26 protein-coding genes, 1 tRNA gene and 1 pseudogene are annotated in these 25,567 nt (G+C 67.9%); 13 read left to right on the forward strand and 15 right to left on the reverse strand.

What is annotated here, in order from left to right:
* Positions 1-94: 94 nt before the first annotated feature.
* Together GIY23_RS02940 and GIY23_RS02945 are read left to right on the forward strand one after the other, a co-directional pair.
* On the forward strand, positions 95-1,555 hold the full coding sequence (locus GIY23_RS02940; protein ID WP_154075258.1) for a S1C family serine protease: 1,461 nt from the start codon (positions 95-97) through the stop codon (positions 1,553-1,555).
* A gap of 437 nt (positions 1,556-1,992) precedes the next feature.
* Positions 1,993-2,493, forward strand: coding sequence for a MogA/MoaB family molybdenum cofactor biosynthesis protein (locus GIY23_RS02945; RefSeq protein WP_154078565.1), 501 nt, complete (start codon positions 1,993-1,995; stop codon positions 2,491-2,493).
* A 188-nt stretch (positions 2,494-2,681) separates the two neighbouring features.
* Here the strand turns inward: GIY23_RS02945 and GIY23_RS02950 are convergent, their stop codons facing one another.
* Complete coding sequence (locus GIY23_RS02950) at positions 2,682-2,942, reverse strand: antitoxin (RefSeq protein WP_154075259.1); 261 nt, start codon at positions 2,940-2,942, stop codon at positions 2,682-2,684.
* Between the two features lie 172 nt (positions 2,943-3,114).
* Between GIY23_RS02950 and GIY23_RS02955 the strand changes: the two genes are divergently transcribed.
* Positions 3,115-3,303 (forward strand): hypothetical protein, encoded by a 189-nt coding sequence (locus tag GIY23_RS02955; RefSeq protein ID WP_154075260.1) that lies wholly within the window; start codon positions 3,115-3,117, stop codon positions 3,301-3,303.
* Between the two features lie 237 nt (positions 3,304-3,540).
* Here the strand turns inward: GIY23_RS02955 and mscL are convergent, their stop codons facing one another.
* Positions 3,541-4,008 (reverse strand): large conductance mechanosensitive channel protein MscL, encoded by a 468-nt coding sequence (mscL, locus tag GIY23_RS02960; RefSeq protein WP_154075261.1) that lies wholly within the window; start codon positions 4,006-4,008, stop codon positions 3,541-3,543.
* 117 nt (positions 4,009-4,125) lie between these two features.
* A complete protein-coding gene (gene cpaB, locus GIY23_RS02965; protein WP_154075262.1) occupies positions 4,126-4,794 on the reverse strand; it encodes a Flp pilus assembly protein CpaB in 669 nt (222 codons plus the stop codon).
* Positions 4,795-4,941: 147 nt separating this feature from the next.
* On the opposite strand from cpaB, the gene GIY23_RS23270 reads away from it, so the two are divergent.
* Positions 4,942-5,205, forward strand: coding sequence for a hypothetical protein (locus tag GIY23_RS23270; RefSeq protein ID WP_323847507.1), 264 nt, complete (start codon positions 4,942-4,944; stop codon positions 5,203-5,205).
* A 14-nt stretch (positions 5,206-5,219) separates the two neighbouring features.
* Here the strand turns inward: GIY23_RS23270 and GIY23_RS23275 are convergent.
* A pseudogene (locus GIY23_RS23275) lies at positions 5,220-5,387 on the reverse strand (FmdB family zinc ribbon protein); the annotation flags it as partial.
* Positions 5,388-5,586: 199 nt separating this feature from the next.
* The gene (locus GIY23_RS02975; RefSeq protein ID WP_154075264.1) at positions 5,587-6,183 is read right to left on the reverse strand and encodes a 5-formyltetrahydrofolate cyclo-ligase; all 597 of its coding nucleotides are present in this window, start codon (positions 6,181-6,183) and stop codon (positions 5,587-5,589) included.
* 39 nt (positions 6,184-6,222) lie between these two features.
* Between GIY23_RS02975 and GIY23_RS02980 the strand changes: the two genes are divergently transcribed.
* The 5 genes from GIY23_RS02980 to GIY23_RS03000 all read left to right on the forward strand — a co-directional run bounded on the left by GIY23_RS02980 (position 6,223) and on the right by GIY23_RS03000 (position 10,319).
* A complete protein-coding gene (locus tag GIY23_RS02980) occupies positions 6,223-7,131 on the forward strand; it encodes a UTP--glucose-1-phosphate uridylyltransferase (RefSeq protein WP_154075265.1) in 909 nt (302 codons plus the stop codon).
* A 61-nt stretch (positions 7,132-7,192) separates the two neighbouring features.
* Positions 7,193-8,416 (forward strand): molybdotransferase-like divisome protein Glp, encoded by a 1,224-nt coding sequence (gene glp / locus GIY23_RS02985; protein ID WP_154075266.1) that lies wholly within the window; start codon positions 7,193-7,195, stop codon positions 8,414-8,416.
* Positions 8,417-8,441: 25 nt separating this feature from the next.
* Positions 8,442-9,098 carry a GNAT family N-acetyltransferase gene (locus tag GIY23_RS02990; RefSeq protein ID WP_154075267.1) on the forward strand — a complete coding sequence of 219 codons (657 nt, stop codon included), beginning with the start codon at positions 8,442-8,444 and terminating at the stop codon, positions 9,096-9,098.
* A 187-nt stretch (positions 9,099-9,285) separates the two neighbouring features.
* Complete coding sequence (gene sepX, locus GIY23_RS02995) at positions 9,286-10,179, forward strand: divisome protein SepX/GlpR (RefSeq protein ID WP_154075268.1); 894 nt, start codon at positions 9,286-9,288, stop codon at positions 10,177-10,179.
* A gap of 67 nt (positions 10,180-10,246) precedes the next feature.
* A tRNA-Ala gene (locus GIY23_RS03000) sits at positions 10,247-10,319 on the forward strand.
* 265 nt (positions 10,320-10,584) lie between these two features.
* On the opposite strand, the gene GIY23_RS03005 is transcribed toward GIY23_RS03000, so the two are convergent.
* The 7 genes from GIY23_RS03005 to GIY23_RS03035 all read right to left on the reverse strand — a co-directional run bounded on the left by GIY23_RS03005 (position 10,585) and on the right by GIY23_RS03035 (position 19,133).
* Complete coding sequence (locus tag GIY23_RS03005; protein WP_154075269.1) at positions 10,585-11,841, reverse strand: ATP-binding protein; 1,257 nt, start codon at positions 11,839-11,841, stop codon at positions 10,585-10,587.
* Between the two features lie 173 nt (positions 11,842-12,014).
* Positions 12,015-13,745 carry a CocE/NonD family hydrolase gene (locus tag GIY23_RS03010; RefSeq protein ID WP_154075270.1) on the reverse strand — a complete coding sequence of 577 codons (1,731 nt, stop codon included), beginning with the start codon at positions 13,743-13,745 and terminating at the stop codon, positions 12,015-12,017.
* A gap of 19 nt (positions 13,746-13,764) precedes the next feature.
* Positions 13,765-14,706 (reverse strand): MBL fold metallo-hydrolase, encoded by a 942-nt coding sequence (locus GIY23_RS03015; RefSeq protein WP_154075271.1) that lies wholly within the window; start codon positions 14,704-14,706, stop codon positions 13,765-13,767.
* A 40-nt stretch (positions 14,707-14,746) separates the two neighbouring features.
* Positions 14,747-15,661 carry an alpha/beta hydrolase gene (locus GIY23_RS03020; RefSeq protein WP_154075272.1) on the reverse strand — a complete coding sequence of 305 codons (915 nt, stop codon included), beginning with the start codon at positions 15,659-15,661 and terminating at the stop codon, positions 14,747-14,749.
* Between the two features lie 306 nt (positions 15,662-15,967).
* Positions 15,968-17,083 carry an FAD-dependent oxidoreductase gene (locus GIY23_RS03025; protein ID WP_154075273.1) on the reverse strand — a complete coding sequence of 372 codons (1,116 nt, stop codon included), beginning with the start codon at positions 17,081-17,083 and terminating at the stop codon, positions 15,968-15,970.
* Positions 17,084-17,154: 71 nt separating this feature from the next.
* Positions 17,155-18,108, reverse strand: a complete 954-nt coding sequence (locus GIY23_RS03030) for a phosphotriesterase family protein (RefSeq protein WP_154075274.1) — start codon at positions 18,106-18,108, stop codon at positions 17,155-17,157.
* Between the two features lie 38 nt (positions 18,109-18,146).
* Complete coding sequence (locus GIY23_RS03035; protein WP_154075275.1) at positions 18,147-19,133, reverse strand: phosphotriesterase family protein; 987 nt, start codon at positions 19,131-19,133, stop codon at positions 18,147-18,149.
* A 168-nt stretch (positions 19,134-19,301) separates the two neighbouring features.
* Here GIY23_RS03035 and GIY23_RS03040 point away from each other — a divergent pair, with 168 nt between their 5' ends.
* Entirely contained in the window at positions 19,302-19,916 is a 615-nt protein-coding gene (locus GIY23_RS03040; RefSeq protein ID WP_154075276.1) for a TetR/AcrR family transcriptional regulator, read from the forward strand.
* A 180-nt stretch (positions 19,917-20,096) separates the two neighbouring features.
* The gene (locus GIY23_RS03045; RefSeq protein ID WP_154075277.1) at positions 20,097-21,332 is read left to right on the forward strand and encodes a YncE family protein; all 1,236 of its coding nucleotides are present in this window, start codon (positions 20,097-20,099) and stop codon (positions 21,330-21,332) included.
* Between the two features lie 51 nt (positions 21,333-21,383).
* On the opposite strand, the gene GIY23_RS03050 is transcribed toward GIY23_RS03045, so the two are convergent.
* Positions 21,384-21,941, reverse strand: coding sequence for a YceI family protein (locus tag GIY23_RS03050; protein ID WP_154075278.1), 558 nt, complete (start codon positions 21,939-21,941; stop codon positions 21,384-21,386).
* Between the two features lie 145 nt (positions 21,942-22,086).
* On the opposite strand from GIY23_RS03050, the gene GIY23_RS03055 reads away from it, so the two are divergent.
* On the forward strand, positions 22,087-22,488 hold the full coding sequence (locus GIY23_RS03055) for a MarR family winged helix-turn-helix transcriptional regulator (protein ID WP_228717674.1): 402 nt from the start codon (positions 22,087-22,089) through the stop codon (positions 22,486-22,488).
* A 7-nt stretch (positions 22,489-22,495) separates the two neighbouring features.
* On the opposite strand, the gene GIY23_RS03060 is transcribed toward GIY23_RS03055, so the two are convergent.
* Both GIY23_RS03060 and GIY23_RS03065 read right to left on the reverse strand, forming a co-directional pair.
* Positions 22,496-22,798, reverse strand: a complete 303-nt coding sequence (locus tag GIY23_RS03060) for a hypothetical protein (protein ID WP_154075280.1) — start codon at positions 22,796-22,798, stop codon at positions 22,496-22,498.
* A gap of 57 nt (positions 22,799-22,855) precedes the next feature.
* A complete protein-coding gene (locus GIY23_RS03065; protein ID WP_154075281.1) occupies positions 22,856-23,953 on the reverse strand; it encodes a right-handed parallel beta-helix repeat-containing protein in 1,098 nt (365 codons plus the stop codon).
* Between the two features lie 258 nt (positions 23,954-24,211).
* On the opposite strand from GIY23_RS03065, the gene lat reads away from it, so the two are divergent.
* On the forward strand, positions 24,212-25,561 hold the full coding sequence (gene lat / locus GIY23_RS03070) for an L-lysine 6-transaminase (protein ID WP_154075282.1): 1,350 nt from the start codon (positions 24,212-24,214) through the stop codon (positions 25,559-25,561).
* Positions 25,562-25,567 lie beyond the last annotated feature (6 nt).

Below are 25,567 nucleotides of genomic sequence, written 5' to 3' on the forward strand. Positions count from 1 at the left end.
CCAGTTCCACAATGCGCTCTGAACCAGCCGATTCGTGTTCAGCTCCTAGGCCCGTCTCAGGTGCATCTCAGCTCGACGGGGGAGAGTGTGGGGTATGGCCGACAACGACCCCCGTCCGAACGGCGCCGGTGACGAGACCGCCGCCGGCGGACCTCAGCCGCACGGCTCGCCAGAGCAGGCCGGGGCGGCCCCGGAGCACACCACACGACCCCAGCAGTCCGGAACGCCGGAGGGCCTGGGCACGCCGCCTGCGGGCGCCGGACACTACGGCGAGAACCCGCCGACGGCGCAGTTCCAGCCGTATCCCGGCAGCGGGAGCCCGAACGACCCCGGCCAGCAGGGCCGGTACGGGCAGAGCCAGTACCCCCCAGGCGCGTACTCACAGGGGCACTACGGGCAAGGCGAACAGGACGCGAGCCAGCAGCACGGCTACTACCCGATGAGCCCGGTTCACCAGCCCGAGAACCAGGGCAAGCGCCGAGGAGGCGGGGGCAAGCTCGTCGCGGGCGCGGTCGGGCTCGCGCTGGTCCTGGGACTCCTCGCAGGCGGGGCAGGTGGTCTCGTCGGTTACCGGATGGGAGCCGAGAACACCCCGGGTTCGACGTCCCTCAACACGCCGTCTCCCGCGCGCAGCATCAACAACGCCCCCCAGGGTTCGGTGCAGGCCGTGGCCGACAAGGTGCTGCCGAGCGTGGTGCAGCTACAGGTGAACTCCGCGCAGGGCTCTGGTGAGGGGTCCGGTGTGGTGATCTCCGAGGACGGCTACATCCTCACCAACAACCACGTCGCCGAAGGCGCCGAGCGCGGACAGATGACGGCGCTGTTCCACGACAATCGCAGCGCCCCGGTCAGGGTTGTCGGCAAGGACCCCAGATCCGACCTCGCCGTGGTCAAGGCCGACATCACCGGACTGCAGCCTGCGGAGTTCGGCAGCTCCGGTGACCTGCCCGTCGGCTCGGACGTCGTCGCGATCGGCTCGCCGTTCGGACTGTCCGGCACGGTCACCAGCGGCATCGTCAGCGCCAAGGACCGGCCGGTGCGCGCAGGCGGTGAGAGCGGGCAGCAGAGCAGCGTGCTCAACGCGCTGCAGACCGACGCCGCCATCAACCCCGGCAACTCCGGTGGGCCGCTGGTCGACATGGAGGGGCGGGTCGTCGGGATCAACTCGGCGATCTACAGCCCCGGGTCCGGCCAGCAGCAGGCCGGGTCGGTGGGGCTCGGCTTCGCCATCCCGAGTGACCAGGCGCGACGGATCGCCGACGAACTGCTCCGGACCGGGTCGGCGACGCACACCACGCTCGGGGTGCAGATCACCGATGCTCGCCGAGCAGGCGCGCTCGTCGCCGAGGTCGTGCCCGGCAGTCCCGCGGAGCGGGCCGGACTGAGGCAGGGCGAAGTGGTGACGAAGATGGACGACCGGGCCATCCGCGACGCCGACACGCTCGTTGCCGCCGTCAGCGCCGAGACGCCCGGGGCGCAGGTGACGCTGACCGTGGCCGGCGAGGGCGGAGGCGGTGAACGCACCGTCGACGTCACCCTCTCCGGCCAGAAGTAGGGGGCTCGATGACACTCCGACGGGATTGCGGCGGTTACCGAACCGGACGAGGGGACGGTCGAGACGGAGCTGTCGGCCGGTACCTCGCCGATCAGGTCGGAGACTCCGCCACGGGCCGGGTCTTCGACACCGCCGTTGGTGACCCTGCCGTGGCCGACACCGCTGTTCCCGACGCACGGGAGGCCGAGGACACGGCATCGGTCGGCGAACTCGGATCTGTCGAGGATCGGACATGGCGGTCACTCGCCGCAGGCGGTGTCACCGGCGGCGCGGAGCGAAAACGGCGAAGTGTGGGCGCATTGTTCACCGACAGCAAGGAGTTCAGCGACATGGTTGACCGAGCGAGCGGTCTCGTGGATCGGGAGAGGGGAGAACCGCCGGAAATGATCGCCGAGTTCGATCTGACCACCGAGGGGCTTGCTACTACGGTGAACGACATGGAACGCAGCGCGCAGCGGTTGGGTAGGGCTCTGGTCGTCGTCGTCGACGACCGGGTCGCCCACGGGGAGCAGGAGAACAACATCGGTGCCCTGGTCACCGAGTTGCTGGAGGAAGCCGGGTTCATCGTCGACGGTGCCGTCGCGGTGGCCGGGGAGACCGTCGACATCCGCAACGCGTTGAACACCGCGGTCATCGGCGGTGTGGACGTGGTGATCACCGTCGGCGGCACGGGAGTCTCGCCGCGCGACGTCACGCCGGACGCGACGGCAGGCGTCCTGGATCAGCCCATCCCGGGGATCGCCGAAGCACTGCGCGGTTCCGGCCTGGCGGCCGGAGCGGTGGATGCGGGCATCTCGCGCGGTCTCGTCGGTGTCTCCGGCAGCACCCTGGTCGTCAACCTGGCCGGTTCCCGCGCCGCGGTCCGCGACGGAATGGCCACGCTGACACCACTGGTCGCGCACGTCATCGAGCAGCTGTCGGGCCTCGAACCGGCCTGACCGGCGTCGCTGAGAGTGCATTCGGGAACTGGCTTTCGTGCCCGTAGGCATGGTCATACGTGATCGCCCAGGTTCCACAATGCACTCTGGGAGCGTGCCCGTGCTGACGGCGGAACCTCACGCAGTCTGACGACCGCTGAGGTTCCGCCACCCGACCCACCCTGAACAGAACCGTCTGACCGGAGTTCTCAGGTCTCCTTCGGCCCCTGGCCGGGCTTCGGGTCCTGCCCGCCGTCGCCGTCACCGTTCTGGTCGCGCTTGAGTGCGTCTTCGACCTTGTTGCCGTAGGTCTCGATCTTGTCGTGGTACTTGCCGCCGGTGGCCTTGTCCAGACCCGACTTGGCGGCGTCGATGCCCTTACCGGCGTGCGGGCCGGCCTTGTCGGCGAGTTCGCCCGCCTTGCCCTTCGCCTGCTCGGCGAAGTTCTTGGCCTTGTCCAGGAAACTCATCTTCTGCCTCCGTGGCTCGGAACGCTGCGCGTGTCCGCATCGTCGATCGGTGCGACCGACGCGGCGCGAGCGCTTCGTGGACTCATGGTGACACCATGATCACCGTTGCGGTAGTGCGGCTGTGACCCGGGCGGGTTGTCGTGTCCGGGGTTCGGTGGAGCAGGATGGGCGCATGGCTCGTGAACAGCACCCGTCCGAGACCGAGCGGGCGCGCAGGCTCGCCGAAGTTTTCGGTGACGTGTTGCCCGACACCACGTCCGACGAGCGACGGAGCGGCAGTACCGGCGACGAGCCCGAGGGGCGGGACGAGTCGGAGCGTTGGTACCGGGAGAACCGGCCACCGCATCACGACCCGAGTTGAGCGCCCGTCGCACAAAAGCCAGTTCCCCCGATGCACTCTCGGCGCCTGTTCTTGTCTTGATGCCCGGCAGGTCTCGCGCCGCGGCCCGAGAACAGGCAAAGCTCCGGATTTTGCAGGTTGTCGCTCGCGATGCCGGCGGCGCCGCTGCGTCGGTGCTGGTAGTCGAGGCGAGGCCAACACCGCGAGCGGCAAGCTGGGGCGCCGAAAGCGATCACCACCGCAGAGCCCAGACACTGCTCAGTTGCGGTCCGGGTGCTGCTGCGTGGACTGAGCCGAGGTGAGGTTCTCGTCCGCGAGGCCGTCCAACTCGGGCAGTCCTTGTTCGCGACGGAGCAGGTTGCGGATCTCGAGCAGCAGTTCCACGTCGGTCGGCTCGGCAGGACCTTCCTCCTCGCCCGCCTTGCGGCGCTCCTGGATCTTCTGCATCGGCATGACGAACAGGAAGTACACGACGCCCGCCGTGATGAAGAACGTGACGAACGCGTTGATCACGGCCGCGACGTCGATCGTCGAGGCCTCGTTGCCCGCCACGATCTGGAAGCTCAAGCCGCTGACGTTGTCGCCACCGGCGGCGGCGATGAACGGCTTGATGATGTTCGTGGTGAACGCGGTGACGAGTGCGGTGAACGCGCTGCCGACGACGACGGCGACGGCGAGGTCGATGACGTTGCCGCGCATCAGGAAGTCCTTGAAGCCCTTGAACACAGCTGCTCCTTGTCGGTCGGGTTCGAGGTTGGTCGGATTCGTGGGACCGATTCGCGTGATCGGATCGTAGACAGCGTGCGTTCGGATTCGTCGATGACGCGGCCGAGCGGGGAAGAGTCAGCGGAGTGTCACTGTCACGGCGTGCGTCAACGCGTCGGCAGCGACCTGAGCCGCACGATCGCCGGGCACGGCGACGACCAGCAGTCTGCCCTGTTCCCCCGCTGTGTCGAGACTCGGCCCGACCGCCAGGACCGGCACGTTCTCGGCCACCACGGCGCCCGCATCCGGCGAGGTCGATTCCGCGGTGGTGACGACGTCGACGCGCCGACCCTGGTGCAGCAGATCGGCGACGTCGGGGTCGGCGAGACGAACCGGGACCGCGACGTGCCCTTGGTCGCCGCTGGTGAGCCGGGTCAGCTCCGGTCCGACGAGACGCACGTCGGTAAGCGGCTCACCGGCACGGGTTGCCGCGGCGAGCACTCGCCCCGTGGCCTGCGAGGAGTCCGTCAGCGCACCGTTCGGCACGTGCTCGGCGGGCACTTGTCGCGGTGTCACGTCGTCGGGGCCGAGCGGCCGTCCGGGCGCGAGGTCGCGTTCGGCGACGAACACGGTCGCCTCTGCGGGCGCTGTGGTCGCCGAGGGCTGGACCGCCAGGACGGCGGCGAGTACGAGAAGTGCGGCTGCGGCGATCCGGCGCAGGAAGGTCACCCGAGTGCCGGGCCCTTGCGGCAGGTGCGCGAGTAGCCGCTCACGAAGTGCGCGCCACCGGCGCGAGTGGGAATCCATGCCCCGAAGCTAGGCAGAGGGAGACCGGCTCGGACAGGACAAGTAGGCGAACTGTGGACAACTCGACGGCCTGTGGACAACTCCGCGCAGGCTGGTGTCTGGCTGGCTGACCAGCCACGATGCCGGTCACACGAGGTCCACACACGCGTGAACCCGCCGTCCCGAGGACAGCGGGATCACGCAGAAGAGTGGGTTCAGGATGCCGAGGCGGTGGCCTTCGACCCCGACGAGCCGGACGAGCTGCCGGAGTCGCCGGACCCGGAAGAACTGGCCCCGGACGAGCTGGAGCCCGACGAGCCGGACCCGGAGGAGTCGGAGCTGCCGGAGCCGGACGAACCGGAGTCGCTGCCGGACGAGCTGCTCGATCCGTTCCCGCTCGTGACCGAGCCGGAGCGGCTATCGGTGCGGTAGAAGCCGCTGCCCTTGAACACGATCCCGACGGCGTTGAAGAGCTTGCGCAACCGCCCCTCGCACTGCGGGCAGTCGGTGAGCGAGTCCTCGCTGAACGACTGCACGACCTCGAAGTCGTGTCCGCACTCGGTGCACGCGTACTGGTACTTGGGCACGGCCGTCAACCTCCGGGGGTTCGCCATCGGCGCTCGACTCGGCGGAGCACCTGGTCGCCGGGAGCCTCGACGCGGCCGGCACGTGCGGCAACACCGGAAGCTCCGTGGTCGAGTCCGAAGCCGCCAGCAGTGCTGGCGTTCACGGGCTCCTGTTTGGCACTCGAAGACACGGAGTGCCAGCCTCCATGATGCGGCACGAGTGGCACTCGCTGCAAACACAGGTCCGTCACACAGGTAGCCGGACCACACCTCGTTCGGGCGTCATCACAGCCGTCATGCGTACGTCGTGTTCCTCACCGGGCAGGGCTTCGACGAACTCGGTGTCACCGACGACCGCCACGAGCTCGACCTCCCGGCGAGCCGCGCCCAACGAACGGTCGTAGTACCCGGCACCTTTGCCGAGCCTGATGCCGTGACGGTCCACCGCGAGCGCGGGGACGAACACGACCTCGGCGCGGCCGACGGCCTCGGCGCCGAGCCGCTCACCGCTCGGCTCCAGCAGCCCGAACGCCGCTCGCTCCAGCGAGTCCGGACCGGTGTAGCGGGCCCACTCGAGTGGCCCCCTGCCGACGACGACCGGCAGCAGTACCTCGACACCCGTTTCGTGCAACCGGTCCAGCAACGCCAGCTCGCCCGGCTCGTCACCGACGGGCACGTAGCAGCACACGGCCCGCGCGCCGGTCCGGGCGACGACCTCCAGCGCGAGGCGGGTGAGCGCCGATGCCTGCAGCGCACGCCGCTCCGCGGGCACGGTGGCGCGATCACGTGTCAGCGTCTCGCGCCACTGTTGTTTGGACAGGGGGGAGTGGGCCGGTCGAGTCACGAGGACGCATCGTAGTCAACTTGGCTAGGCTCGCGGACCATGAACAGCCCGACGCGCTCGCCCCGGACTGCCGCGTTCCAGACCGCCATCGTGCCCGCGGCCGGGTTGGGAACGAGGTTCCTCCCGGCGACCAAGGCCGTCCCGAAGGAGCTGCTTCCCGTCGTCGACACCCCCGGTATCGAGCTCGTCGCCGGTGAGGCGGCCGAGTCGGGGGCCGAACGGCTCGTCGTCGTCACGTCGGCGGAGAAGCGCGCCGTGACCGACTACTTCACGTCCGCGCCCGAGCTGGAACGGACGCTCGAAGAACGTGGGAAGACGGATCTGCTTCACAAGGTGCGACGCGGCCCCGCGCTCATCTCCGCCGAGACCGCGATCCAGGACAAGGCACTGGGGCTCGGTCACGCGGTGGGATGCGCCGAGCCGAACCTCACCGCGACGGAGGAAGCCGTCGCCGTGCTGCTGCCGGACGACCTGGTGCTGCCTGCCGGTGTGCTGAGCCGGATGGCCGAAGTGCGGGAGCGACAGGGCGGCAGTGTTCTGTGTGCCTTCGAGGTGGAGCCCGACAAGGTCTCGTCGTACGGGGTCTTCGACGTCTCCGCGACCGACGACGACGACGTCAAAGCCGTGCACGGCATGGTCGAGAAGCCCGCGCCCGCCGATGCGCCGTCCCGGCTGGCTGCCGCAGGCCGCTACCTGCTCGACCGGGCGATCTTCGACGCGCTGCGCCGGATCGAACCGGGCGCGGGTGGTGAACTTCAGCTCACCGATGCCGTAGCGTTGCTGATCTCCGAGGGGCATCCGGTGCACGTCGTGATTCACCGAGGTGCGCGACACGACCTGGGAAATCCTGGCGGTTTCCTCAAAGCTGCGGTGGACTTCGCGCTGGAGGATCCCGAGTACGGGCCGGACCTGCGGGACTGGCTCGGCGCGAGGGTGAACAGGAGCTGAGGGCGCCGCCGCGCCGACCCCGGGTGGTGCGGCGGAGCCGGTCCGGGAAGAGGTCGACACGATGAGGTCAGTAGACGAACAGATCGCCCGCGTTCTCGCTGCCGCGGTGCGGCCGTCACCGGTGCGCGTGGCGATCTCCGAGGCGCAGGGATTGCTGTGCGCCGAAGAGGTCGTGGCTGAACGTGCGTTGCCCGGGTTCGATCAGGCCGCCGTCGACGGCTATGCGGTGCGCAGCGTGGACGTGCACTCCGATTCGGACGACGGCGCGGTGCTACCGGTGGTCGGAGAGATCCCTGCCGGATCGCGGCAGCCGCGTCGATTGCAACCCGGCCAGGCAGTCCGGGTCGACACCGGCGCACCGCTGCCCACTCTGGCGGACGCGGTGGTGCCGCTGGACCACACCGACGAACACCCCGCGAAGGTGACCGTCCGCAACCCGGTGCCGTCGGCGGCGTACGTCCGGCGCACCGGCGAGGACGTGCAGACCGGCGACGTCGCCGTGCGGCGCGGCACGACGATCGGTCCCGCACAGGTGGGTCTGCTCGCGGCGGTAGGCCGCAGCAAGGTCCTCGTGCATCCTCGGCCACGGGTCTCGCTGATCTCGGTGGGTGACGAGCTCGTCGACGTCGACCGCACGCCCGGTCAGGGGCAGGTCTACGACGTGAACTCCTACGCGCTCGCGGCGGCGGCGCGCGATGCGGGCGCCGAGGTCACCCGGGTCGGCATCGTCGACGCCGACCCGCAGCGGCTGCGAGAGGTCGTCGAGGGGCGTCTGCTGCTCTCGGAGATCGTGGTGATCGCCGGGGGTGTCGGTGGCTCGGCGGGCGCCGACGTGGGCGCGGCGTTGCAGGAACTCGGCGATTTGGACGTGACGCGGGTGGCGATGCATCCGGGCTCGGTGCAGGGGTTCGGCCGGCTCGGTCCGGACTCGGTGCCGACGTTCCTGCTGCCTGCAAACCCGGTCAGCGCGCTGGTGGTCTTCGAGGTGCTGGTGCGGCCGCTGATCCGGTCGGCGCAGGGCAAGGCGAATCCGCACCGTCGCACCGTGACCGCGAGCCTGACCTCCCCGGTGACCTCCACCAAGGGACGTCGGGGCTTCCTGCGCGGCCAGCTGCTGCGCGACCCGGACACCGGCTCGTATCTTGTGCAACCGCTGGGAAACTCGGGTTCGCACCTGCTCGCGTCACTGGCGGAGGCGAACTGCTTGGCTGTCGTCGACGACGACGTCACCGAGATCTCCGCGGGCGAGGACGTGCGGATCAGTTACTTGTCCCAGCGCAGTTGACGACCGGCGAGGGGTTGAGAGGTCGATGCAGGGCGCCGCGCTCGATCGTGGTCGCAGCCCCGGGTGGCCGGCGTTGCTCGGGCCGCTGGTGGTGCCTGCCGGTGTCGTCACGTTGCGCCCGCCGAAGCTGCGGGACGGCTCGGTGTGGAGTATGTGCCGGCTCCGCGACCGCAACTACCTGCAGCGGTGGGAGCCCACGTCGATGGGCACGTGGGAAAGCCGCAACGCGAAGCTCGCGTGGCCCGCGCAGTGGAGTGCGCTGCGCTCGATCGCCCGTCGCGGCGATGGCCTGCCGTTCGTGATCACTGTGGACGGTGTGTTCGCCGGTCAGTTGACGGTCGGCAACGTGGTGCGGGGCGCGTTGCGTTCCGCGTGGGTCGGCTACTGGGTGACCGAGCAGCGCGCGGGTGGAGGCGTCGCGACGGCGGCGGTGGCGCTCGCGGTGGACCACTGTTTCGGCCCGGTCGGCCTGCACCGGCTTGAGGCGACGGTGCGGCCGGAGAACGAGCCGAGTGTGCGAGTGCTGGAGAAGTCCGGCTTCCGTCGTGAGGGCCTCTTCGAGCGCTACCTGGACGTCGCCGGTGCGTGGCGCGATCACTACGTGTACGGCACGACGGTCGAGGACCACCCGGAAGGACTGGTCTCCGAGCTCGTCCGGTCGGGACGCGCGCGACGCTCGTGATCACTCACACGCGGGTGTGACACCGCCGACACGCCGACCGTCCGGTGTAGATCACTGCTCCATTCGAGGGTTTTCTTGTCGCTACCGGAACCATTGCGTCTCGGCGTGGCTCAGAGACAGATGTGACTGTTGTGGCTAGCGTGGTGATCGTTGATTTCTGCCGATGGCCAGGGGGAGGTGGCGAGGCATGCCCAGTTCGTTGATCTTCGTTGCGCTGGCGGCGGCCTGGTTGGTCGTGCTGGTGCCCATGTTCTCCCGCCGCAGGCAGGAAGTCGCCAAGACCGCGGACTCCGCGCTGGCCGCTCGGGTGGTCAGGCGGGGCAGTGGCACGCCATCGGCCGCGCGAGCCGGTGCGCGCAAGACTCCGAGGACCATGAGGGTGGAGGAGGCAGTCGCCATGCCGGAGGCCGAGCGGGACGACGTCGACGCCGGAGTCGACGTGGATGATCTTGACCACGACGCCGAACACGAGGACGGCCAGTGGCGGCGCGTGCACAGTGACGACGCTCGTGCCGGCCGTCGCTACCGGCCCGGTCGCGGCGGGTTCGACCCGGAGGCCGCCGAGCTCGCGGCCCGCGCCAAGTACGTCCACCGGCAGCGCCTCGTGCTGGCGATGCTGCTGGGCGCGGTGGTGACCGCGATCGTCGCCGTCGTCGCGTGGACCCCCGCGTGGTGGATCCACGGTGCCATCGACGTCGGGCTCGTCGGTTACCTGACCTACCTGCGTCGTCAGGTCCGCATCGAGGAAGAAGTCCGGCACCGCCGGCTGGCGCGGCTCAACGGCGGCCGCGCGGACGAGCGGGGCGACCTCGACGGCGAATGGGAGGACCGCGAGCTCGAGGACGAAGCCTTCGCCGAGGAGGAGCTGGTCCGCGACCGCTTCTCCCGGGACGAGTTCGTCGAAGAGGACTTCGCCGAGTTCGACGACGAGAGCGCGGGTGGATCGCGGAGGGATCGGCGTCCACAGGGCTACCCGCACCCCACCCGTGCCGAGGTCGTCGAGCTCGACGACGAGGACCCCATGTTCGACGAGCTCGACGAGCGCACCTGGGCGCCGTACCGGAAGGCTTCGGGCGAGTAGACCCCCGGACTGAGGGGGCGTGCTGAGTGCGTCGGAGCGGTTGCTACGCTTGTCACGTACTCAGCAAGGGGCTGTGGCGCAGTTGGTAGCGCATCTCGTTCGCAACGAGAGGGTCAGGGGTTCGAGTCCCCTCAGCTCCACCGAGGACCGTGGAGAACATATTCATCCGAAGCCCTGACCAGCGATTGTCGCTGGTCAGGGACTATTTGGTGTCTCCCGGCCCGGGTGTGCGTCCGCCCGTCGACAAGCCTCCGCACGTCACGTCGCTGGTGCCGAGTCAGGCGGCGAGCCGGTCGGCGATCCAGACATTGATGATCGACTGCCGAGTCGCTTCGCCTCGCGGTCCGGCGACTCGAGCATCCACGCCGGGAAGTCCACAATCGCTGCCCGGGGCCCTCGACAGAGTCAGGGGCCGAGGTGGCCCAGGGAGACGACGTTCACGCCGTCGTCCCGCGTATAGCTGGTGCTACCCGCAGTGAGAACGTTGAGGGACGCCAGTTGCTCCGAACGCTGCTGGGACACCTTCTCCGCGAGTGTGCGTAGGTGGTCGGCGGCCGTGTCGATGTTCTTGCTGCCACCGATCTTGACCTCGAACGCGGCCCACCTGCCGTCGTTGAGTTCGACGATCGCGTCGATCTCGAGACCGCTGCCGTCCCGGTAGTGATAGATCGAGCCGCCGAGTGGTTGTGCCAGGACACGCAGATCACGTATGCACAGGGACTCGAACAACAGGCCCAGGGTATTGAGGTCGTCGAGCAGCGCACGAGGACCCGCAGCAAGCGCGGCGGCAGCGAGCGACGGGTCGATGAAGTGCCACTTGGGCTGCGCGCGCAACCGGGCCTTGGATCGCAAGTGCGGCGCCCAAGCAGGCTGTTCCTCGATCACGAACACTCGAGTCAGCGCGTCGATGTATTTGCGGACCGTCTGGGCCGACACCTCGGTTCCGGATTCGTCGATCTCGGCTTCCCGGCTCAGTTTCGACGCGGAGATCTCGGTCGCGGTGTTGCGTGCCAGCGCCCGGATAAGGGCCCGCACGCGGAGCGGGTCGGTGCGGAATTCGGCGCCTGGGAGGTCCACCCGCGCGATGTCGTCCAGGTAGCTCCCCAGGTAGTCCTGTGGCGAGCGATTCGGCTGCGCCACCAGGGCGGGCCATCCGCCGCGGACCAGCGCGAACGCATAATCCTGAACTGTGGGCCCGCCGATTCCGGCAACGGTTTCCCCCGAGAAGAGTCCGCCGAAACTTACTGTCCCGGTGGTCTCGCCGCTCTCGCTCAAGGTCATCGGGCGTAGCGTGACCCTGCGAAAACGACCGGCGCCGCTGTGCCGGGTGATGTCGTCGGGCGGGGTCGCGGAACCGGTGAGGACGAACTGTCCCGGCTCGGCTCGCTCGTCGACTTCGTGCCGAACTGCGTTCCACAAGGTGGGTGCGAGTTGCCACTCATCGATGAGACGGGGGGTGGCGCCGGACAGTACGAGACCGGGAGACGCTTCCGCTATCGACGGCAGGTGTGGGTCGGAGTCCAATCGGACGGAGCTTTCTGAAACCTGTAGACCGGTCGTGGTCTTCCCGGAAGCACGGGGTCCCTGGATGATCACGGCGCCGAACGTGGTCAGGGAGTCACGGACAAGATCATCGACGACGCGATCACGATAGGTTCTCACCAGGCCATTATAACTTATGCAGGGATTTCAGTATCGCATCTGCATGAATCCGAGTATCACTCTTGCAGGGGCCCGTAGCTCCCCTGCTGAGCACCACGCACCTGGCGATCGCGATCTACGAGGAGCGGCCGGGCGCCTCTCGCTCGTGACCGTGACTTGACCAGCCCGTCCGCCTACTCCTGCTCGGCTCCCTTACGGGTCGTGAACGGCAGCACGAGTCGGGACTGGTGAGTGGCGTCGCGGTAGATCTTGTGGGCGACGGGGCGACCGACCGGAAGGTGGAAGGCGTCCGGTGGCAGCAGCGAGTTGTGCTTGTCGGCCAGCGGTTCGTTGTTCGACAGCTCCACCTTGAGGCGGTGGCCGGGCTTGAACGTCGCCGCGAACGGGTACAGCCGCAGCACGTATTCCTCGATCTTTCCGGGTTCCACCGGCACGGCGCGGGTGTGTGGATGGTGCGGGTTGCCCTCGGTGGTGCGGTCGTCGAGCTCGCGATGTGAAGCCTTGAGGTAGCCGCTGGTGATCAGCTGGTGCGAGCCGTCCGGCCCTTCGTCCCAGAGACGCAGGATGAAGTTCGTGTCCTCTTGGTCGATCTCGGCGAACAGGTGGGCCGCGCCCGTGCCGATCAGCTCCGTGTCCCGCTCGAACGGCGCGGTGTTCCAGCTGAGGATCTCCACGGTGTCGGTCACCGTGAGCGGCGCTTGGTAGAAGCCGTCCGGGGCGGCGTGTGCCGCGTCCAATCCTTCGGGCTCGAAGGAGAGCGTGTGGCGCGGGCGCAGGTACAGCGACCGGTACTCCACGTCCTTCGGCGGCCACTGGCTGCCGGTCGCCCACTCACGCGAGCCCTCGACGAAAGTCGTGACCTCCGGCTCGTCCATCACACCGTTGTCGATGCCCTTGAGCCAGTAGTCGTACCACCGGAACATCTTGTCGTGTTCCTCGACGAACGGGCGCGACTGCATCGGCGGGTACGGGCCGATGTCCAGCTTTTTCGGACCCCGCACCGTGTTGAACAGTTCGATCGTGCCGTCGATCGTCCAGCCCCGTCCTTGGTCGATCTGCAGGTAGACGGGAATGTCGATGTTCGGGGCCAGGCTGATGGGGTTGCGCTCCTCGTACCACTCCCCGTCGAGGTTGTTCATCACGATGTCGAACCAGAACTCACGGTTCTTCGGGTACTTCAGCACGTGCACCAAGTTCGGCCATGCGGCCACGTCCGGGTCTTGCAGGCGTGCCTCGACCAGCTTGTCGAGCTCTTCGGCGGCGTACAGCTCCTGCATCCGGGACTTGACGTTGGTGTGCGCGATACCCGAGTCACCGCCGCGTCCCTCGCGGGCTGCACGCGGCATGAACCACATGATGCCGCCGTGGTAAGTGGTCTCGTAGAAGTCGAAGTGGCCGCCGCTGACGAAGATCGCCTTGAGCTGCGGCGGGCGCTCGGCGGCGGCGAGAACCTGCATGGAACCGAAGTACGAAATGCCGATCATGCCGACATTGCCGTCACACCAGGGTTGCTCGGCGACCCATTCGATGAAGTCGTAGGCATCCTGGCCCAGCGGGACACCGCCCGCGTTGTAGTTGCCGACCATCTCGCCGCCGGAACCGCCGGAGCCCCGCAGGTCGCCGATCACGTGGACGTAGTCCTCCGCGACGACGCGCGAGATGTCCCCCGCCTCGATGCAGCCGTCCCACAACGGACTGGGACGGCGCTGCGGCGGCATGGTGAGGGCGAAGGCCTGCAGGTCCTTGCCGTACGGGCTCAGTGCTACCAACGCGGGACGCGGCTTGTCCGTCGTGCCGTGGTAGGCGTCGGCGACGAGTGTGACTCCGTCCCGCGTCGGCACCTGAAGATCGGTGCGGACGGCGATGGTGTTCCCACCGGCGTCCAGCGTCGAGTAGCCGGTCATGGGCTCGTAGCTCCTCTCGTCACGGGTTCCGGTCGAACTGCTCGCGATAGCCGTGCATCGTCGTGAAGAACGGTGACGGTTCGAGCGTGGGGTCCCCCTGGTAACCGAGTTCCTCGGCGACCGGGGCGAACGGCGAGTACACCGAGTCCGTCTCCCGCAGACCCTCGTGCAGGTACCGGTGGGCGGTGGCGCTGATGCGGGCCTCGATGTCCAGGCTTTCCTCAAGCGCCAGTTGAGACTGCTCGCTGTCGAGCTCGACGCCGTGAGGTGTCCCGTCGGCCGTGCGGTACGGATGGCCGAGGTACAGGTTCCTGGGGCGGATCTCGTCGCGCAGGTACCGCAGGCTCGATCGGTACGCGGCCGGGTCCTCGTAGCCGGGGAAACCATTGGCCGCCCCGTGGATCTGGGCGGCGTCGCCGACGAAGACGGACCGCTGCCCGTCCACGGCGTAGGCGACGGATCCGGTCGTGTGGCCCGGAATGTGGTGCACGGAGACGGAGACGTCCCCGCCGAGCGAGAGGTTTTCGCCGCCTTTGAGTAGCACGGTCGGCTCCATCTCTCCTGAGATGACCGCCTCCGCCGCTTCCGTCTGCTTCTCCACGCCGTTCGGGTCGTGCAGGTATTGCTCGCGCACCTGCACGTACTGGTCCACGTGGGCGCGCCGCGAGCGCAACAGGTGCGCGTCGGCCTCATGGATCACGACCCGAGCGCGCCGGCCGGTGAGTTCCCACAGGGCGTGCGCGCCGCCGAGATGGTCGATGTGGCCGTGGGTGAGCAGGATCCAGCGGACGTCGGCGATGTCGCGGCCGAGGCTCTCGAGCGCCGGGGCCATCCCGTCGGCGGGTGACGAGGCGATCCCGGTGTCGACGATCGCCGGCTCGGGTGCGTCGATGAAGAAGGTGTAGAGACCGAATCGGCCCCAGGGCGAGACCAGGGGATGGATACTCACTTCGTGGGTCATGACTCTCCTTCTCGGGAACAACGCGTTCACGAGGTCCGTGTCATCGCTGGTTCAGGAACTCGCTCGTTTCCTTGAAAACCCGGTGATACTCCGGAATCCAGGCGAAGTTGACGACGAACCCGTGGTTGGCACCCGCATAGCGACTGACCGTGGTGCGCACACCCGCTTCGTGCAGCCGACGACCGTAGAGTTCGCCCTCGTCGCGCAGCGGGTCGTATTCGGCAGTGATGATCAGAGCGGGAGGCAACCCGGCGAGGTCCTCGCGTTTGATGGAGGAGACGAGGGGATCCGACGGGTCCGCGCCGCTGTCGAGGTAGAACGAGTTGAAGGGCTTCAGGCCAGGCGTTTCGAGGCCGTACCCCTGGGCGTTCTCCCGCAGCGACGTATAGCGGTCGACGTCGAAGTCCAGGTCGACGGAGGGGTAGAACAGGATCTGGTGCGTGACGCGGTCGAACCCGTCGTCGTGAGCCATCGCCGCGACGGCGGCCACGAAGTTGCCGCCCGAGCTGTCACCGGCGACGGCGAGGTTCCCGCCGTCCCACTTCAGGAACTCGCCCTGCTCTGCGGCCCACCGCACCACCGCGTAGCAGTCCTGCAGGCCCGCCGGGTATGCGGCCTCCGGGGCCAGCCGGTAGCCGACCGAGACGACCTTGTGCCCCGTCTCCTTGGCCAGTGACCGCGCGACGCCGTCGTGAGTGTCCAGACTTCCGGAGAAGAACGCGCCGCCGTGGAAGTACACGAGCAGGCCGTAGGAGTCTGCCGCTACGGGCGTGTAGATCCGCACGGGTACGCCCGGCGCGGTGGCGTCCTCGACGGCGTGCAGAGGCAGGCGATCTTCGAGCGGCGGGACTTGCTCCGCCTCGGCCGCGCGCATCGCCTGCGGGTCCGGCGGTGCGCTGTGGTCCGGCGCGGGGAGAGTGGCGAGCACCTTGGCGATCTCCGGATGCACGGTCATGTCCCTTGTCGTCCTTTCTGCGTGTCGTCCTGAAACTGGCGGGCGACCCCCTCGGGGTCTCGGGTCGCCCGCCGGTATGCGCCCCCGAGGGACTCAGAGCGCATTTAGAACTGGCGTTTGTGCCCGTAGGGCACGGTCATACGTGACCAGCCTCGGCAGGGTGAGGGGCTCCGGCGTTCCAGTTCGTGCCTCGCAAGGCTGGGGTTCTCGCCGCGTACGTGTGGTACTCAAGAGGACCCCAACGCCGCGAGGCGCGAACTGGGGCGCCGGTCCTGGACCACCCACCCCAGTTTCCAGATGCACTCCTTAGTCGATGGATTCCTTCTCGGGGAAGGCTGTCTTCAGGCCCTCCTTGGAGTCCCATTCCTGTCGGGAGACGTGCTGGAGTGCGTCAGTGGTGGGCTTGCGTCGTGATTCGTAGAGCGCCAGCGCGTTCTTCACGGAGTCGGCCTCCTGCAGGGCTTCGGCGAGGGCACTGGAGTCCTGGATCGTCTGGTTCGCCCCCTGTCCCTGGTGGTGCAGCATGGCGTGGGCCGCGTCCCCGATGAGCACCACCGAGTCCGTGTGCCACCTGTCGAGGGAGTCGATGTCGTACACACCGCGGCTCGTGACCGCGGCCGGGTTCAGGTTCCGCGCGATTTTCTGCAGGCGCTCGTCGAAGCCGGTCAGCAACCCGGCGATCTCGTCGACGGTCACCTCCGGGCGCCAGCTGTCGTCGTCCGAGGGCGCCGTGATGTCGAAGGACACCTGGTCGCGGTGACGCAGTGGCAGGAAGTAGACGAGGGAACCGTTGTCTCCCTGATACATCCGGAAGTTGTCATCCGCGACCAGCCCGTACGTGTCGTCCGCGGAGATGACCGCGCGGTGTGCGTGGGCATGGGCGAACACCGGCTCGACGTCGGCGAACAGCTGCGCCCGCACCGCCGAGCGGATGCCCTCCGCACCGACCACCAGGTCGGCGGTCTCCTTCCCGCCGTCCTCGAAGGTCACCGTCGAGCGGTGTCCGTGGTCCTGAATGGACACCACCTTGTGGCCTAGGTGGAGCCGATCCGCGGGGATGTGTTCGACGAAGGTGTCGATGAAATCGCTGCGGTGAATCAGGCGGGTCTTGTTCTGCTGCTCGTACTCGTGGGTCTTGGGCCATTCCTCGCGCAGGACGACCTCACCCCGGCCGGTGAGGATCTCGAAGTAGTCGCTCGCCGAACTCACGGACGCCATCGCGTCGAAGATCCCCCACCTGCGGAAGACCTCCACCGTCGGTGGACGCATGCCGATACCGGCGCCGACCTCCCGGATGGCGGTCGCCTGTTCGTAGAGGTGGACGTCCACGCCCAGCTTGTCGAGGAACACCGTCGCGGCGGCGCCGCCGAATCCGCCACCGATGACGGCGACCTTCAGGCCCTCGAGCTCCGCAGTCTTCATGTCGCTTTCGCTTTCTCATGTCCAGCGCGCGTCCGCGCGGTCGGTTGACTGGATGGCGATCGGTCCGCCGGTCAGGTGCGCATCGTGAGGAAATCTGCGGGATTGTCCTCGAACAGTGTCGTGATGCTCGCTTCGTCCATTCCGGCGTCACGCAGGTCGGGGACGAGGTCTTCGAACAGGTAGTTCACCGTGTGCCCCTTCACTCCCGGCCAGCCGAGCGGGCTGCAGTTCGCATCGGCCGAGACCAGGAGCTGGTCGAGATACCCTTTGTGCACGAGGTTGATGAAGTGTTCGAGGCGCTCCTGGCGCGGGCGGGCCCAGAAGGGCGGGTCCTCGATCTCCGTCTCGTAGCCGAACGTGTCGAAGCCGATGCGGCCGCCTTGCCCGAAAATCCACTCGTGCGGCGTGTTCGGCGCGTTCGGACCGTCGTCGGCGTGCCCGAACAGCACGCGATTCAGCGGCAGCCCCTCCTCGGCGAAGATGTCGACCGCCGGCTGGGGATCGATCGCGAGGTGGGTCAGGATCGGCACCCCGGTCGTCACGGCCGCGCGGGCCGCCGCGCGGTAGATGCGTTTGTCCAGCTCGGTCATGCGCCCACCACGACTCACGCCCACCTTGATGACTCCCGCGCGGCTGCCGGTGTCGCCGATGCCCTCGGTGATCTCGTGGACGAACTGCCGCCTCAGGTAGTCGACGCTCGCCCGGGCGAAGAACGGCAGGGCGGTGTCACCGCCGACGAAACCGGTGCAGGCGACGATGTTGACGCCGGTCTTCGCGGACAGGGACTTGTAGTAGTCGACGTCGCGGCCGTTGCAGATGCCGGTCACGTCGACGAACGTCCCGCCGCCGTACTCGCGGAACCGGCGCAGCTTCGGGACGGTCGCTTCGTAGTGCTCCTCGGGCGTCTTCCACCACTGGGTGTCGAGTTCCGAGCCGGGCATGCCGTACCCGATGTGTTCGTGGACGGCGACGATCCCCAGCTCCTCAGGGGAAATCGCACCCAGGACGGTGTTGACCTTGGACATGGTTCTCACTCCCAAACTCACAGGGACGGGCCGTCGCCTCAGCGCAGCGTCAGCAGCTCGCGCGGGTTGTCGACGAGGATGCGGCGGGTGTCTGTGTCACTGAGACCGAGCGATGTCGCCAGGGGAACGAACGTCGAGCAGACGTAGCTGTACGGAATGTCGTATGCGGGTTCGCCCTTCGCGACGCCGATCGCGTTGCACGACAACAGGATCCGGTCGCCGTATCCGGCCTCGACGAGATCGAGCACCAAGGCCGCGCGCTCGCGGTCACTGACGTGGGAGTCGTCTTCCAGTCCCACGTGGTCCACGGCGACAAAGGCTCCACGGCGGGCGAGGGCGAGCGCTGAGTCGTCCGCGATCGCGTCCTTGCGATCGAGCCCGCCGACGACGACGCGGTCGGCCGGGAGGTTCTCATTCAGGACGACGTCGAGATCGCGGAGGGCGTCCTCGCCGTACCGGATGGAGATCGGCACGCCCGTGGTCAAAGCGGTCCTGGCCGCCCCACGGAAAAGGCTCTCCTCGGTGGCGGTCATGCCGTGGCGATCGGCCGCGGTGGCCACAAGGCCGGCGGCGCCCCGCCGCTGCACGCGTGGGACCACCATGCCGTCGGTGATCTCCCTGCTGAAGAGATCGGCGAACTTCTCGGCAGGCCACGGCGTCGGCGGGTTGGTCTGCGGCGTCAGGAAGTAACCGCCGAGCATCTCCTCCGGCCCCATGCCGGTGGACGCGACGATGTGCACCCCGGTGGAGCGCGAGAGCGCCTCGTAGAGCTTCACGTCGCGGCCGTGGAACATGCCCGTGCTGTCCACAATGGTCTTGCCGCCGTGGTCGCGGAAGTCGGTGAGCTTGTTCGCCAGGATCTCGAAGATCTCGGCACGGTCCATGGTGACGTCGAAGGCGTGTTCGGCGCCTGGGACCACGGAGAGCAGCGCCTCATGGATCGCGACGACTCCCAGGTCGCCCGCCGGAACGGGACCGAGGACCGTCGTGACGGTGTTGCTCCCGGCGCTCTTCGTTCCCGTCATCGGCACTTCCTTCCGTCGCAAGGCTCGTGATGCCCGCCGGGCGGACGAGGGTGGCTAGAGCACGGTGAACCGTGTCATTTCAGTTTACACGATGTCAAACAAAAAATCGCCATGTATAGTTTCGGCCCAAGGCGGTCGATCAGGTGCTGATGGGGGAGAGTTGAGGTCGTGGCGAGCCTTCGTGAAGCACAGAAGAAGATGACCCGGCGTCTGCTGCTCGACGCCGGGCTCGAGCTGTTCACGGCCAAGGGGTACGCCGCGACGACCGTGGACGAGATCGCCAAGGCGGCCGGAACGACCCGCGTCACCTTCTACGCCTACTTCCCCTCGCGCAGCGACCTGATGAAGGCCCTGATCGACGAGCAGCTCAACGAACGCCTGGAGCGGATCCGCTCGGACCGGCACGGCTCCACGGCCTTGGACCTCGTCGCGGCGGTCAGTGACGGTGGCCGCGAGGCGATCCGGCACTGGCTCGCGGACAGTGTCGAGCGCTGGCCCTCGATCCGCGTGATCATCCGGATCGGCCGGGACGCGGCTGCGGTCGATCCGGAACTCCGCGACTTCGTCGAGCGCTGGTTGGACGAGTCGATCAGTGACATCGCGGACGGACTGGCCCGGGCGGGCCGGTTCGAGCCGCACCAGCGCCATTTTCGCGGGGTGCTGGCGATGGCGCAGCTCGACTACGTTGCCCAGCACTGGGACGACGTCGACTGGAAGCTCACCGAGGAGCAGATGCTCGACGAGCTCACCGACAGCTGGTTCGAACTCCTAGGCCGTCCCTGAGAAACGCGCAGCGCGATCGTTCCCGTGGCGGATCCCGCGCCTGCGTCGGCCCTGCGAGGCGGGGCGTGAGTCTTTTTGGTGGTCATAGCAACCAAAAAGACTCACGCGCCCGCGTACCTGTCCGCAGGGTGGGGCGTTGAACCGTAGTACCTGCGAACAACCTGAGCCAGGAGGCCTCCCGTGCGACGAACCGTTCCCGCGATCGCCGCGCTGAGCCTCACGGCCGCGCTCCTGGTCCCGGTTCCGGCACTTGCCGTCCCCGCGAACGACGATCTGCGCGAAGTCATGCTCGTCGGCAACAACTGGGAGGGCACCGCCGACGTCATCGAATCGACCGAGCCGTATTCCAAGATCGGCCGGATCGACATGATCCCGGACGAGGACGAGCGGCTCCACGAGATCTACAGCGATCCGGTGAAACTGGGCTATTACCTGGGAGTTCGACACACCGCCGGCGAGGGGAACGACCAACTCGTCGACGACTTGTACTCCACTCCGGACGGGCGATCCGTCGTCGCCTCGCGTCCCAGTTTCGCCGACGTCGTCTCGATCGACGTCGTCACCAACGAGGTCAACTGGCGCTTCCCTGTAGCCGGGCACCGCGCCGACCACATGGCGGTGTCGCCGGACGGGGAGCGGGTCGCGGTCTCGGCCTCCACCGGCAACACCGTGCACGTACTCGACATCCGCACCGGTGAGGAGCTCGGTTCGTTCCCGACCGGCGACAAGCCGCACGAGAACGTCTTCACCGACGGTGGGCGCTACATCTGGAACATGGCCATCGGCGACGTCTTCACGCCCACCGATCATCCCTCGCTGGATTTCACCAAGGGCGACCGCAAGATCACCATCGCCGACACCGAGACGCACGAGGTCGTTCGCGAGATCGACATGCGGGAACGCCTCGACGCGATCGGACTCGAGGACTTCTCGGACTCGGTGCGTCCGGTCTCGTTCACGCCGGACGAGTCGACACTGTACTTCCAGGTGTCCTTCTTCAACGGGTTCCTGGAGTACGACGTGGACAGTGACCGCATCACCAGGGTCAAGGAACTGCCCAAGAACCCTGAGACGGACGAGAACCGCACCACCTGGGTCAACGACTCGCGACACCACGGTATGTCGATGAGCCCGGACGGCAGCAAGCTCTGCATCGCGGGCACCGTGGACGATTACGCGACCACAGTGGACACTGAAACGTTGGAAGAGGGGCCGCTCGTGTTCGCCGGAAAACCTTACTGGGCCACCGTGAACGGCGACGGCACGCAGTGCGTTCTGTCCGAGAGCGAGCGTGACTCGGTCTCCATGATCGACTTCGAGAGCGGCCGCAAGGTCGCCTCCGTCCCGGTGGGCGACCATCCGCAGCGGATCAGGGTCGGCCACGTCCCGGAGGCCTGGACGGGACCAACCTCGTAGCCGACGACGTGGCCTGCCGCGGCCGGACAGGCCACGTCGTCGACGTCAGTCTCAGCCTGTCTTGATCGCGGAGACTTCGAGCTCCAGGGTGACCTTGTCGCTGACGAGCACGCCGCCCGTCTCCAGTGCGGCGTTCCAGGTGATACCGAAGTCCTTGCGGTTGATCACGAGCGCGCCGTCGAAGCCCACGCGGACGTTGCCGAAGGGGTCGGTGGCCTGGCCTTCGAAGCTGAACGGCACGGTGACCGACTGTGTCACGCCCTTGATCGTGAGGTCTCCGGTGACGTCGAAGTTGTCCTCCCCGGTGGGGGCGATCCCGGTGGTCCGGAACGTGATCTCCGGGTAATCCTCCATCGCCAGGAAGTCGTTGCTGCGCAGGTGGCCGTCCCGGTCGTCGTTGCGGGTGTCGATGCTGGCCGCCTGGATGGTGAGCTCGGCCGAGGACCGGCTCGGGTCCTCGCCGTCGAGAGTGGCGGTGCCTTCGAACTCGTTGAAGGAGCCGCGCACCTTGGTGACCATGGCGTGCCGAGCGACGAAGCCGATGCGGGTGTGGGCCGGGTCGAGCGTGTACTTGCCGGTCAGCTCGGTGCGGTTGGTCGGGGTGGACATGAGGTGAACCTCCATTTCGTTGATGCGTCAACTAGATAATGCTCCAACATTGGTGACGTGTCAACTATTCCGTTACGCTGTGGGCGTGACGGAACCACGGTGGCTCGACGAGCGCGAGCGGAACGCTTGGCGCGGCTTCCTCGACATGCACGCCCAGCTCAGTGCACGACTGCACCGACAACTGCAGGAGGAGGCCGGGCTCTCGCTGGCCGACTTCGAGGTGCTGGTCCACCTCACCGACCAGCCCGAACCGCGCATGCGCATCGGCGAACTCGCCACGGCCATGCAGTGGGAGAAGAGCCGACTGTCCCATCACATCGGGCGCATGCAACGCCGTGAACTGGTGGCGCGCGAAGACTGCCCGAGCGACGCGCGGGGCGCGTTCATCGCGCTGACCGAACAGGGCAGGGCCGTGATCGAGCGCGCGGCGCCCGCGCACGTGACCGCCGTGCGGGAGTGGGTTTTCGATCAGCTCTCGAGCGAGCAGGTCGCCGCGTTGGCCGCGATCTCCGAGAACGTCGTGCGTCGCCTGAACGGACGAGACTGACGCCCGCTCAGTCGGGGTCGGGATCGTCGGCTCGGTCTGATTCCCGGCTGCGCTTGTACTCCTGGTAGAGCGGTGCGTACGTGTCGGTCGTGGCGTCCATCTGATCGGCCAGCGCCGCCGTGGCGCCCGTGAGTTGCCCGAGGACGTCGTTGATCAAGGCGTCGGTCCGCGGGTCGCCGGTGTTGATCGCGGCGGCGTGGTGTGCGCCGTCCTCGGCCTGCATACGCAGGCGTGTCGCGCTCAACCGGAGCTCGTCGAACGAGTGCTCCATCCGATCCTGCCCGTCGTACGAGACGTCGTCCCGATCCATCCGCCGCTCCCTTCGACGGACCCAGCCTAGCCCGACGATCCGACCGGGTGCTCCGGATCACCGAGCCAAATTGCCGGATGCGGTGAATCCGGGCGACGAGGTCTCGTCGAGTCGGAACATCGGGTAGTCGCCCCCGAACCGGTTGTCCAGCACCGTTGCGTCTTCGGACTCGTCACGGATGCTGATCCCGAGGCGGCTCTGCGACGCGCGGAAGTCGTTGCCGGTGACCTCGACGTGCGGGAACCACCGGATGAGTACGGCCGGGGAACCCGCCGTCGCGCAGACGTTGTTGTGGAACCGAAGCGTGTGCGAGCGGCCGACGGCCCCCAGCGAGCCCGCGTCCTCGGCCGAGGCGGCCAGGCACTGGTGGTCCACGTTGACACAGCGGTTGTTCGTGATCTCGACGTCGACCGTCGGCGGCCGCTCCCGGTCGTCGGTCCAGAAGCAGGTCGTCCGAGGTGGACGCGGGTACCCGTCGTCCTTGATGTCGCGCACCGTGTTGCCGCTCAGGACGTGGTCGGAGCCGAAGAAGTGGATGCCGTCGGCGTAGCCTCCCTCGCGAGCCACGATCGTGTTGATCTCGTTGTTCCGCACCGCGATTCGTTCACCGTCGATGCTGATCCCGACGCCTCCGGCGCGGGCGACCGCATTGCGTTCCAACAGTGAGTCCGTGCAGCGAGTGCAACTGATGCCCTCGTCGGCCGCGTCCAGGACCGTGTTCCCTCGGGCGGTGAGCCCGTCTCCTTCGAGGACGAGTCCGTCGCCTGCTCGCGTCGTGAACCCGTCGACCGTGACGTGATCGGCGGCCACCGCCACCGACTGCACGACCGTCGTGTTGCCGAGCAGAGTGATCGGCTGCTGCGGAGTACCGGAGTTCTGCAACGTCAGGTCGGTCTCGGCGAGTTCTGCGCCGCCGAAACACACGGTGCTGCCGGGTTCGGCGGTGGTCAGCGCGGCCGTCGCCTCGTCGGGCGTCGTTGCCCACGCGGTGCACTGGTCCGGACCGGGCTCGGCCGCGCGGCGGTCCGCCTCACGCAGCGGCGACGGGGCCTGGACGGCGGCAGGTGGAGGCGGGGCGAGTTCGGCGCCGCCCGTGCACGCGGTGAGCACAACGACCGCGGCGACCGCCGAAAACCCTCCTCCCCATGCGCGCATGGCCTCTCCCCTCGGGGTGATCAGCCTCCCGGCTCAGGTTAGGGCGCCTCTCCCGAGACCGCTGCGTGAGCCTTTTTGGTGGTTATAGGCACCAAAAAGACTCACGCCTGTGTCGCCCCGATAGCCCAAGGAAGATTTCCGGTTGAACAGGTAATATACGAAAGAACCTTGATACTGAGTCCGAATCTGATGTAGCAAATACGTCGACCAGGGGGTCACGGTCACCACCGTGGCCAGGGAGACGCCGGGAGGCCGCACATGACCGCTCAGCACGAGACCGCAGCCCGCACCCACGGGGTCGGCGCCCGAAACGCCGTCGACGCGCTCCGCACGCAGGTGACCGGGGACCTCATGGACATCGTCGTCGACCTCGACTCGGGCAACGGCTGCCGGTTGCGCGACCTGCGGGACGGCACCGAGTACCTCGACATGACCATGTTCTTCAGCTCCGCGCCGCTGGGACACAGCCATCCGGGCCTACACACCGCTGAGTTCGAGGCGTCGCTCGTGCGCGCCTCGCGCGTCCGCCCGTCCAACCCGGACTTCGCCACCGTCGAGCAGGCGGACTTCGCCGCCACCCTCACCCGCGTGTACGGCGACCCCGCACTGCCGTTGCTGTTCTTCATCGACGGCGGCGGCCTCGCCGTCGAGAACGCCCTCAAGGTCGCCTTCGACTGGAAGACCAAGCACAACGCGGCGCGCGGTATCCCGATGCGCGGCTCCCGCGTCCTGCATCTGGAGCGCGCGTTCCACGGGCGCACCGGCTACACCATGTCGCTGACCAACACCGACCCGAACAAGGTCCGCGACTATCCGATGTTCGACTGGCCGCGCATCCCGAGCCCCGCCGTCGACCCGGGAACCGACTGGGACCGCGACGAGCTGCTGCCTGCCGAACTCGCCGCACTCGACGCCGCGCGCCAGGCCTTGTACCGCCACGGCGCCGAGGTCGCGTGTTTCGTCTACGAGCCCGTGCAGGGCGAAGGCGGCGACCGGCACCTGCGTCCGCAGTTCCTCAAGGCGATGCAGCAGCTGTGCCACGAGCACGACGTGCTCACCGTCGCCGACGAGGTGCAGACCGGCGGCGGCCTCACCGGCCACGCCTGGGCGTATCAGGGCCTCGGTCTCGAACCGGACCTCGTCGCCTTCGGCAAGCGCGTCCAGGTGTGCGGTGTCATGGGAGGGCGCCGCGTGCTCGACATCCCCGAGAACGCGTTCCGGGAGCCCAGCCGCATCAGCTCCACCTGGGGCGGTTCGCTGGTCGACATGGTCCGTGCGACCCGGATCCTCGAGATCGTCGAGGACGAGAACCTGCTCGACCACGCCCGCGCCATGGGCGACCAGCTGCTCGCCGAACTCACCGACCTCGCAGTGGAGTTCCCGCAGCTCGTCGGCAAGGCGCGTGGGCGCGGTCTGATGTGTGCGATCGATTTCCACGACCCGGCGATGCGTGCCGAGGCACTCCGGGTCGCCCGCGAGCAGCACCGCACGTTGTTCCTGCCGTCCGGTACGCACACGCTGCGCTTCCGGCCGCCGATGTCGGTGCGCGCCGACGAACTCAACGAGGCGCTCGCCGCCTTCCGCAAGACCCTCACGGCCCTCGCCTGAACCCGA

The sequence above is a fragment of the Allosaccharopolyspora coralli genome (genome assembly GCF_009664835.1).
Lineage (GTDB): Bacteria > Actinomycetota > Actinomycetes > Mycobacteriales > Pseudonocardiaceae > Allosaccharopolyspora > Allosaccharopolyspora coralli.

What these genes read in the sequence shown, in the direction of transcription:
- cpaB (WP_154075262.1), bottom strand. Translation starts at nt 4,794, where the DNA reads ATGGATTCCCACTCGCGCCGGTGGCGCGCACTTCGTGAGCGGCTACTC.
- GIY23_RS02990 (WP_154075267.1), top strand. Translation starts at nt 8,442, where the DNA reads ATGCAGGGCGCCGCGCTCGATCGTGGTCGCAGCCCCGGGTGGCCGGCG.
- GIY23_RS03035 (WP_154075275.1), bottom strand. Translation starts at nt 19,133, where the DNA reads ATGACGGGAACGAAGAGCGCCGGGAGCAACACCGTCACGACGGTCCTC.
- GIY23_RS02950 (WP_154075259.1), bottom strand. Translation starts at nt 2,942, where the DNA reads ATGAGTTTCCTGGACAAGGCCAAGAACTTCGCCGAGCAGGCGAAGGGC.
- GIY23_RS03050 (WP_154075278.1), bottom strand. Translation starts at nt 21,941, where the DNA reads ATGTCCACCCCGACCAACCGCACCGAGCTGACCGGCAAGTACACGCTC.
- GIY23_RS02980 (WP_154075265.1), top strand. Translation starts at nt 6,223, where the DNA reads ATGAACAGCCCGACGCGCTCGCCCCGGACTGCCGCGTTCCAGACCGCC.
- GIY23_RS03030 (WP_154075274.1), bottom strand. Translation starts at nt 18,108, where the DNA reads ATGTCCAAGGTCAACACCGTCCTGGGTGCGATTTCCCCTGAGGAGCTG.
- sepX (WP_154075268.1), top strand. Translation starts at nt 9,286, where the DNA reads ATGCCCAGTTCGTTGATCTTCGTTGCGCTGGCGGCGGCCTGGTTGGTC.
- GIY23_RS03065 (WP_154075281.1), bottom strand. Translation starts at nt 23,953, where the DNA reads ATGCGCGCATGGGGAGGAGGGTTTTCGGCGGTCGCCGCGGTCGTTGTG.
- GIY23_RS03010 (WP_154075270.1), bottom strand. Translation starts at nt 13,745, where the DNA reads ATGACCGGCTACTCGACGCTGGACGCCGGTGGGAACACCATCGCCGTC.
- GIY23_RS03020 (WP_154075272.1), bottom strand. Translation starts at nt 15,661, where the DNA reads ATGACCGTGCATCCGGAGATCGCCAAGGTGCTCGCCACTCTCCCCGCG.
- GIY23_RS03060 (WP_154075280.1), bottom strand. Translation starts at nt 22,798, where the DNA reads ATGGATCGGGACGACGTCTCGTACGACGGGCAGGATCGGATGGAGCAC.
- GIY23_RS03025 (WP_154075273.1), bottom strand. Translation starts at nt 17,083, where the DNA reads ATGAAGACTGCGGAGCTCGAGGGCCTGAAGGTCGCCGTCATCGGTGGC.
- GIY23_RS02945 (WP_154078565.1), top strand. Translation starts at nt 1,993, where the DNA reads ATGGAACGCAGCGCGCAGCGGTTGGGTAGGGCTCTGGTCGTCGTCGTC.
- GIY23_RS03055 (WP_228717674.1), top strand. Translation starts at nt 22,087, where the DNA reads ATGCACGCCCAGCTCAGTGCACGACTGCACCGACAACTGCAGGAGGAG.
- lat (WP_154075282.1), top strand. Translation starts at nt 24,212, where the DNA reads ATGACCGCTCAGCACGAGACCGCAGCCCGCACCCACGGGGTCGGCGCC.
- GIY23_RS03015 (WP_154075271.1), bottom strand. Translation starts at nt 14,706, where the DNA reads ATGACCCACGAAGTGAGTATCCATCCCCTGGTCTCGCCCTGGGGCCGA.
- GIY23_RS02940 (WP_154075258.1), top strand. Translation starts at nt 95, where the DNA reads ATGGCCGACAACGACCCCCGTCCGAACGGCGCCGGTGACGAGACCGCC.
- GIY23_RS02955 (WP_154075260.1), top strand. Translation starts at nt 3,115, where the DNA reads ATGGCTCGTGAACAGCACCCGTCCGAGACCGAGCGGGCGCGCAGGCTC.
- glp (WP_154075266.1), top strand. Translation starts at nt 7,193, where the DNA reads ATGAGGTCAGTAGACGAACAGATCGCCCGCGTTCTCGCTGCCGCGGTG.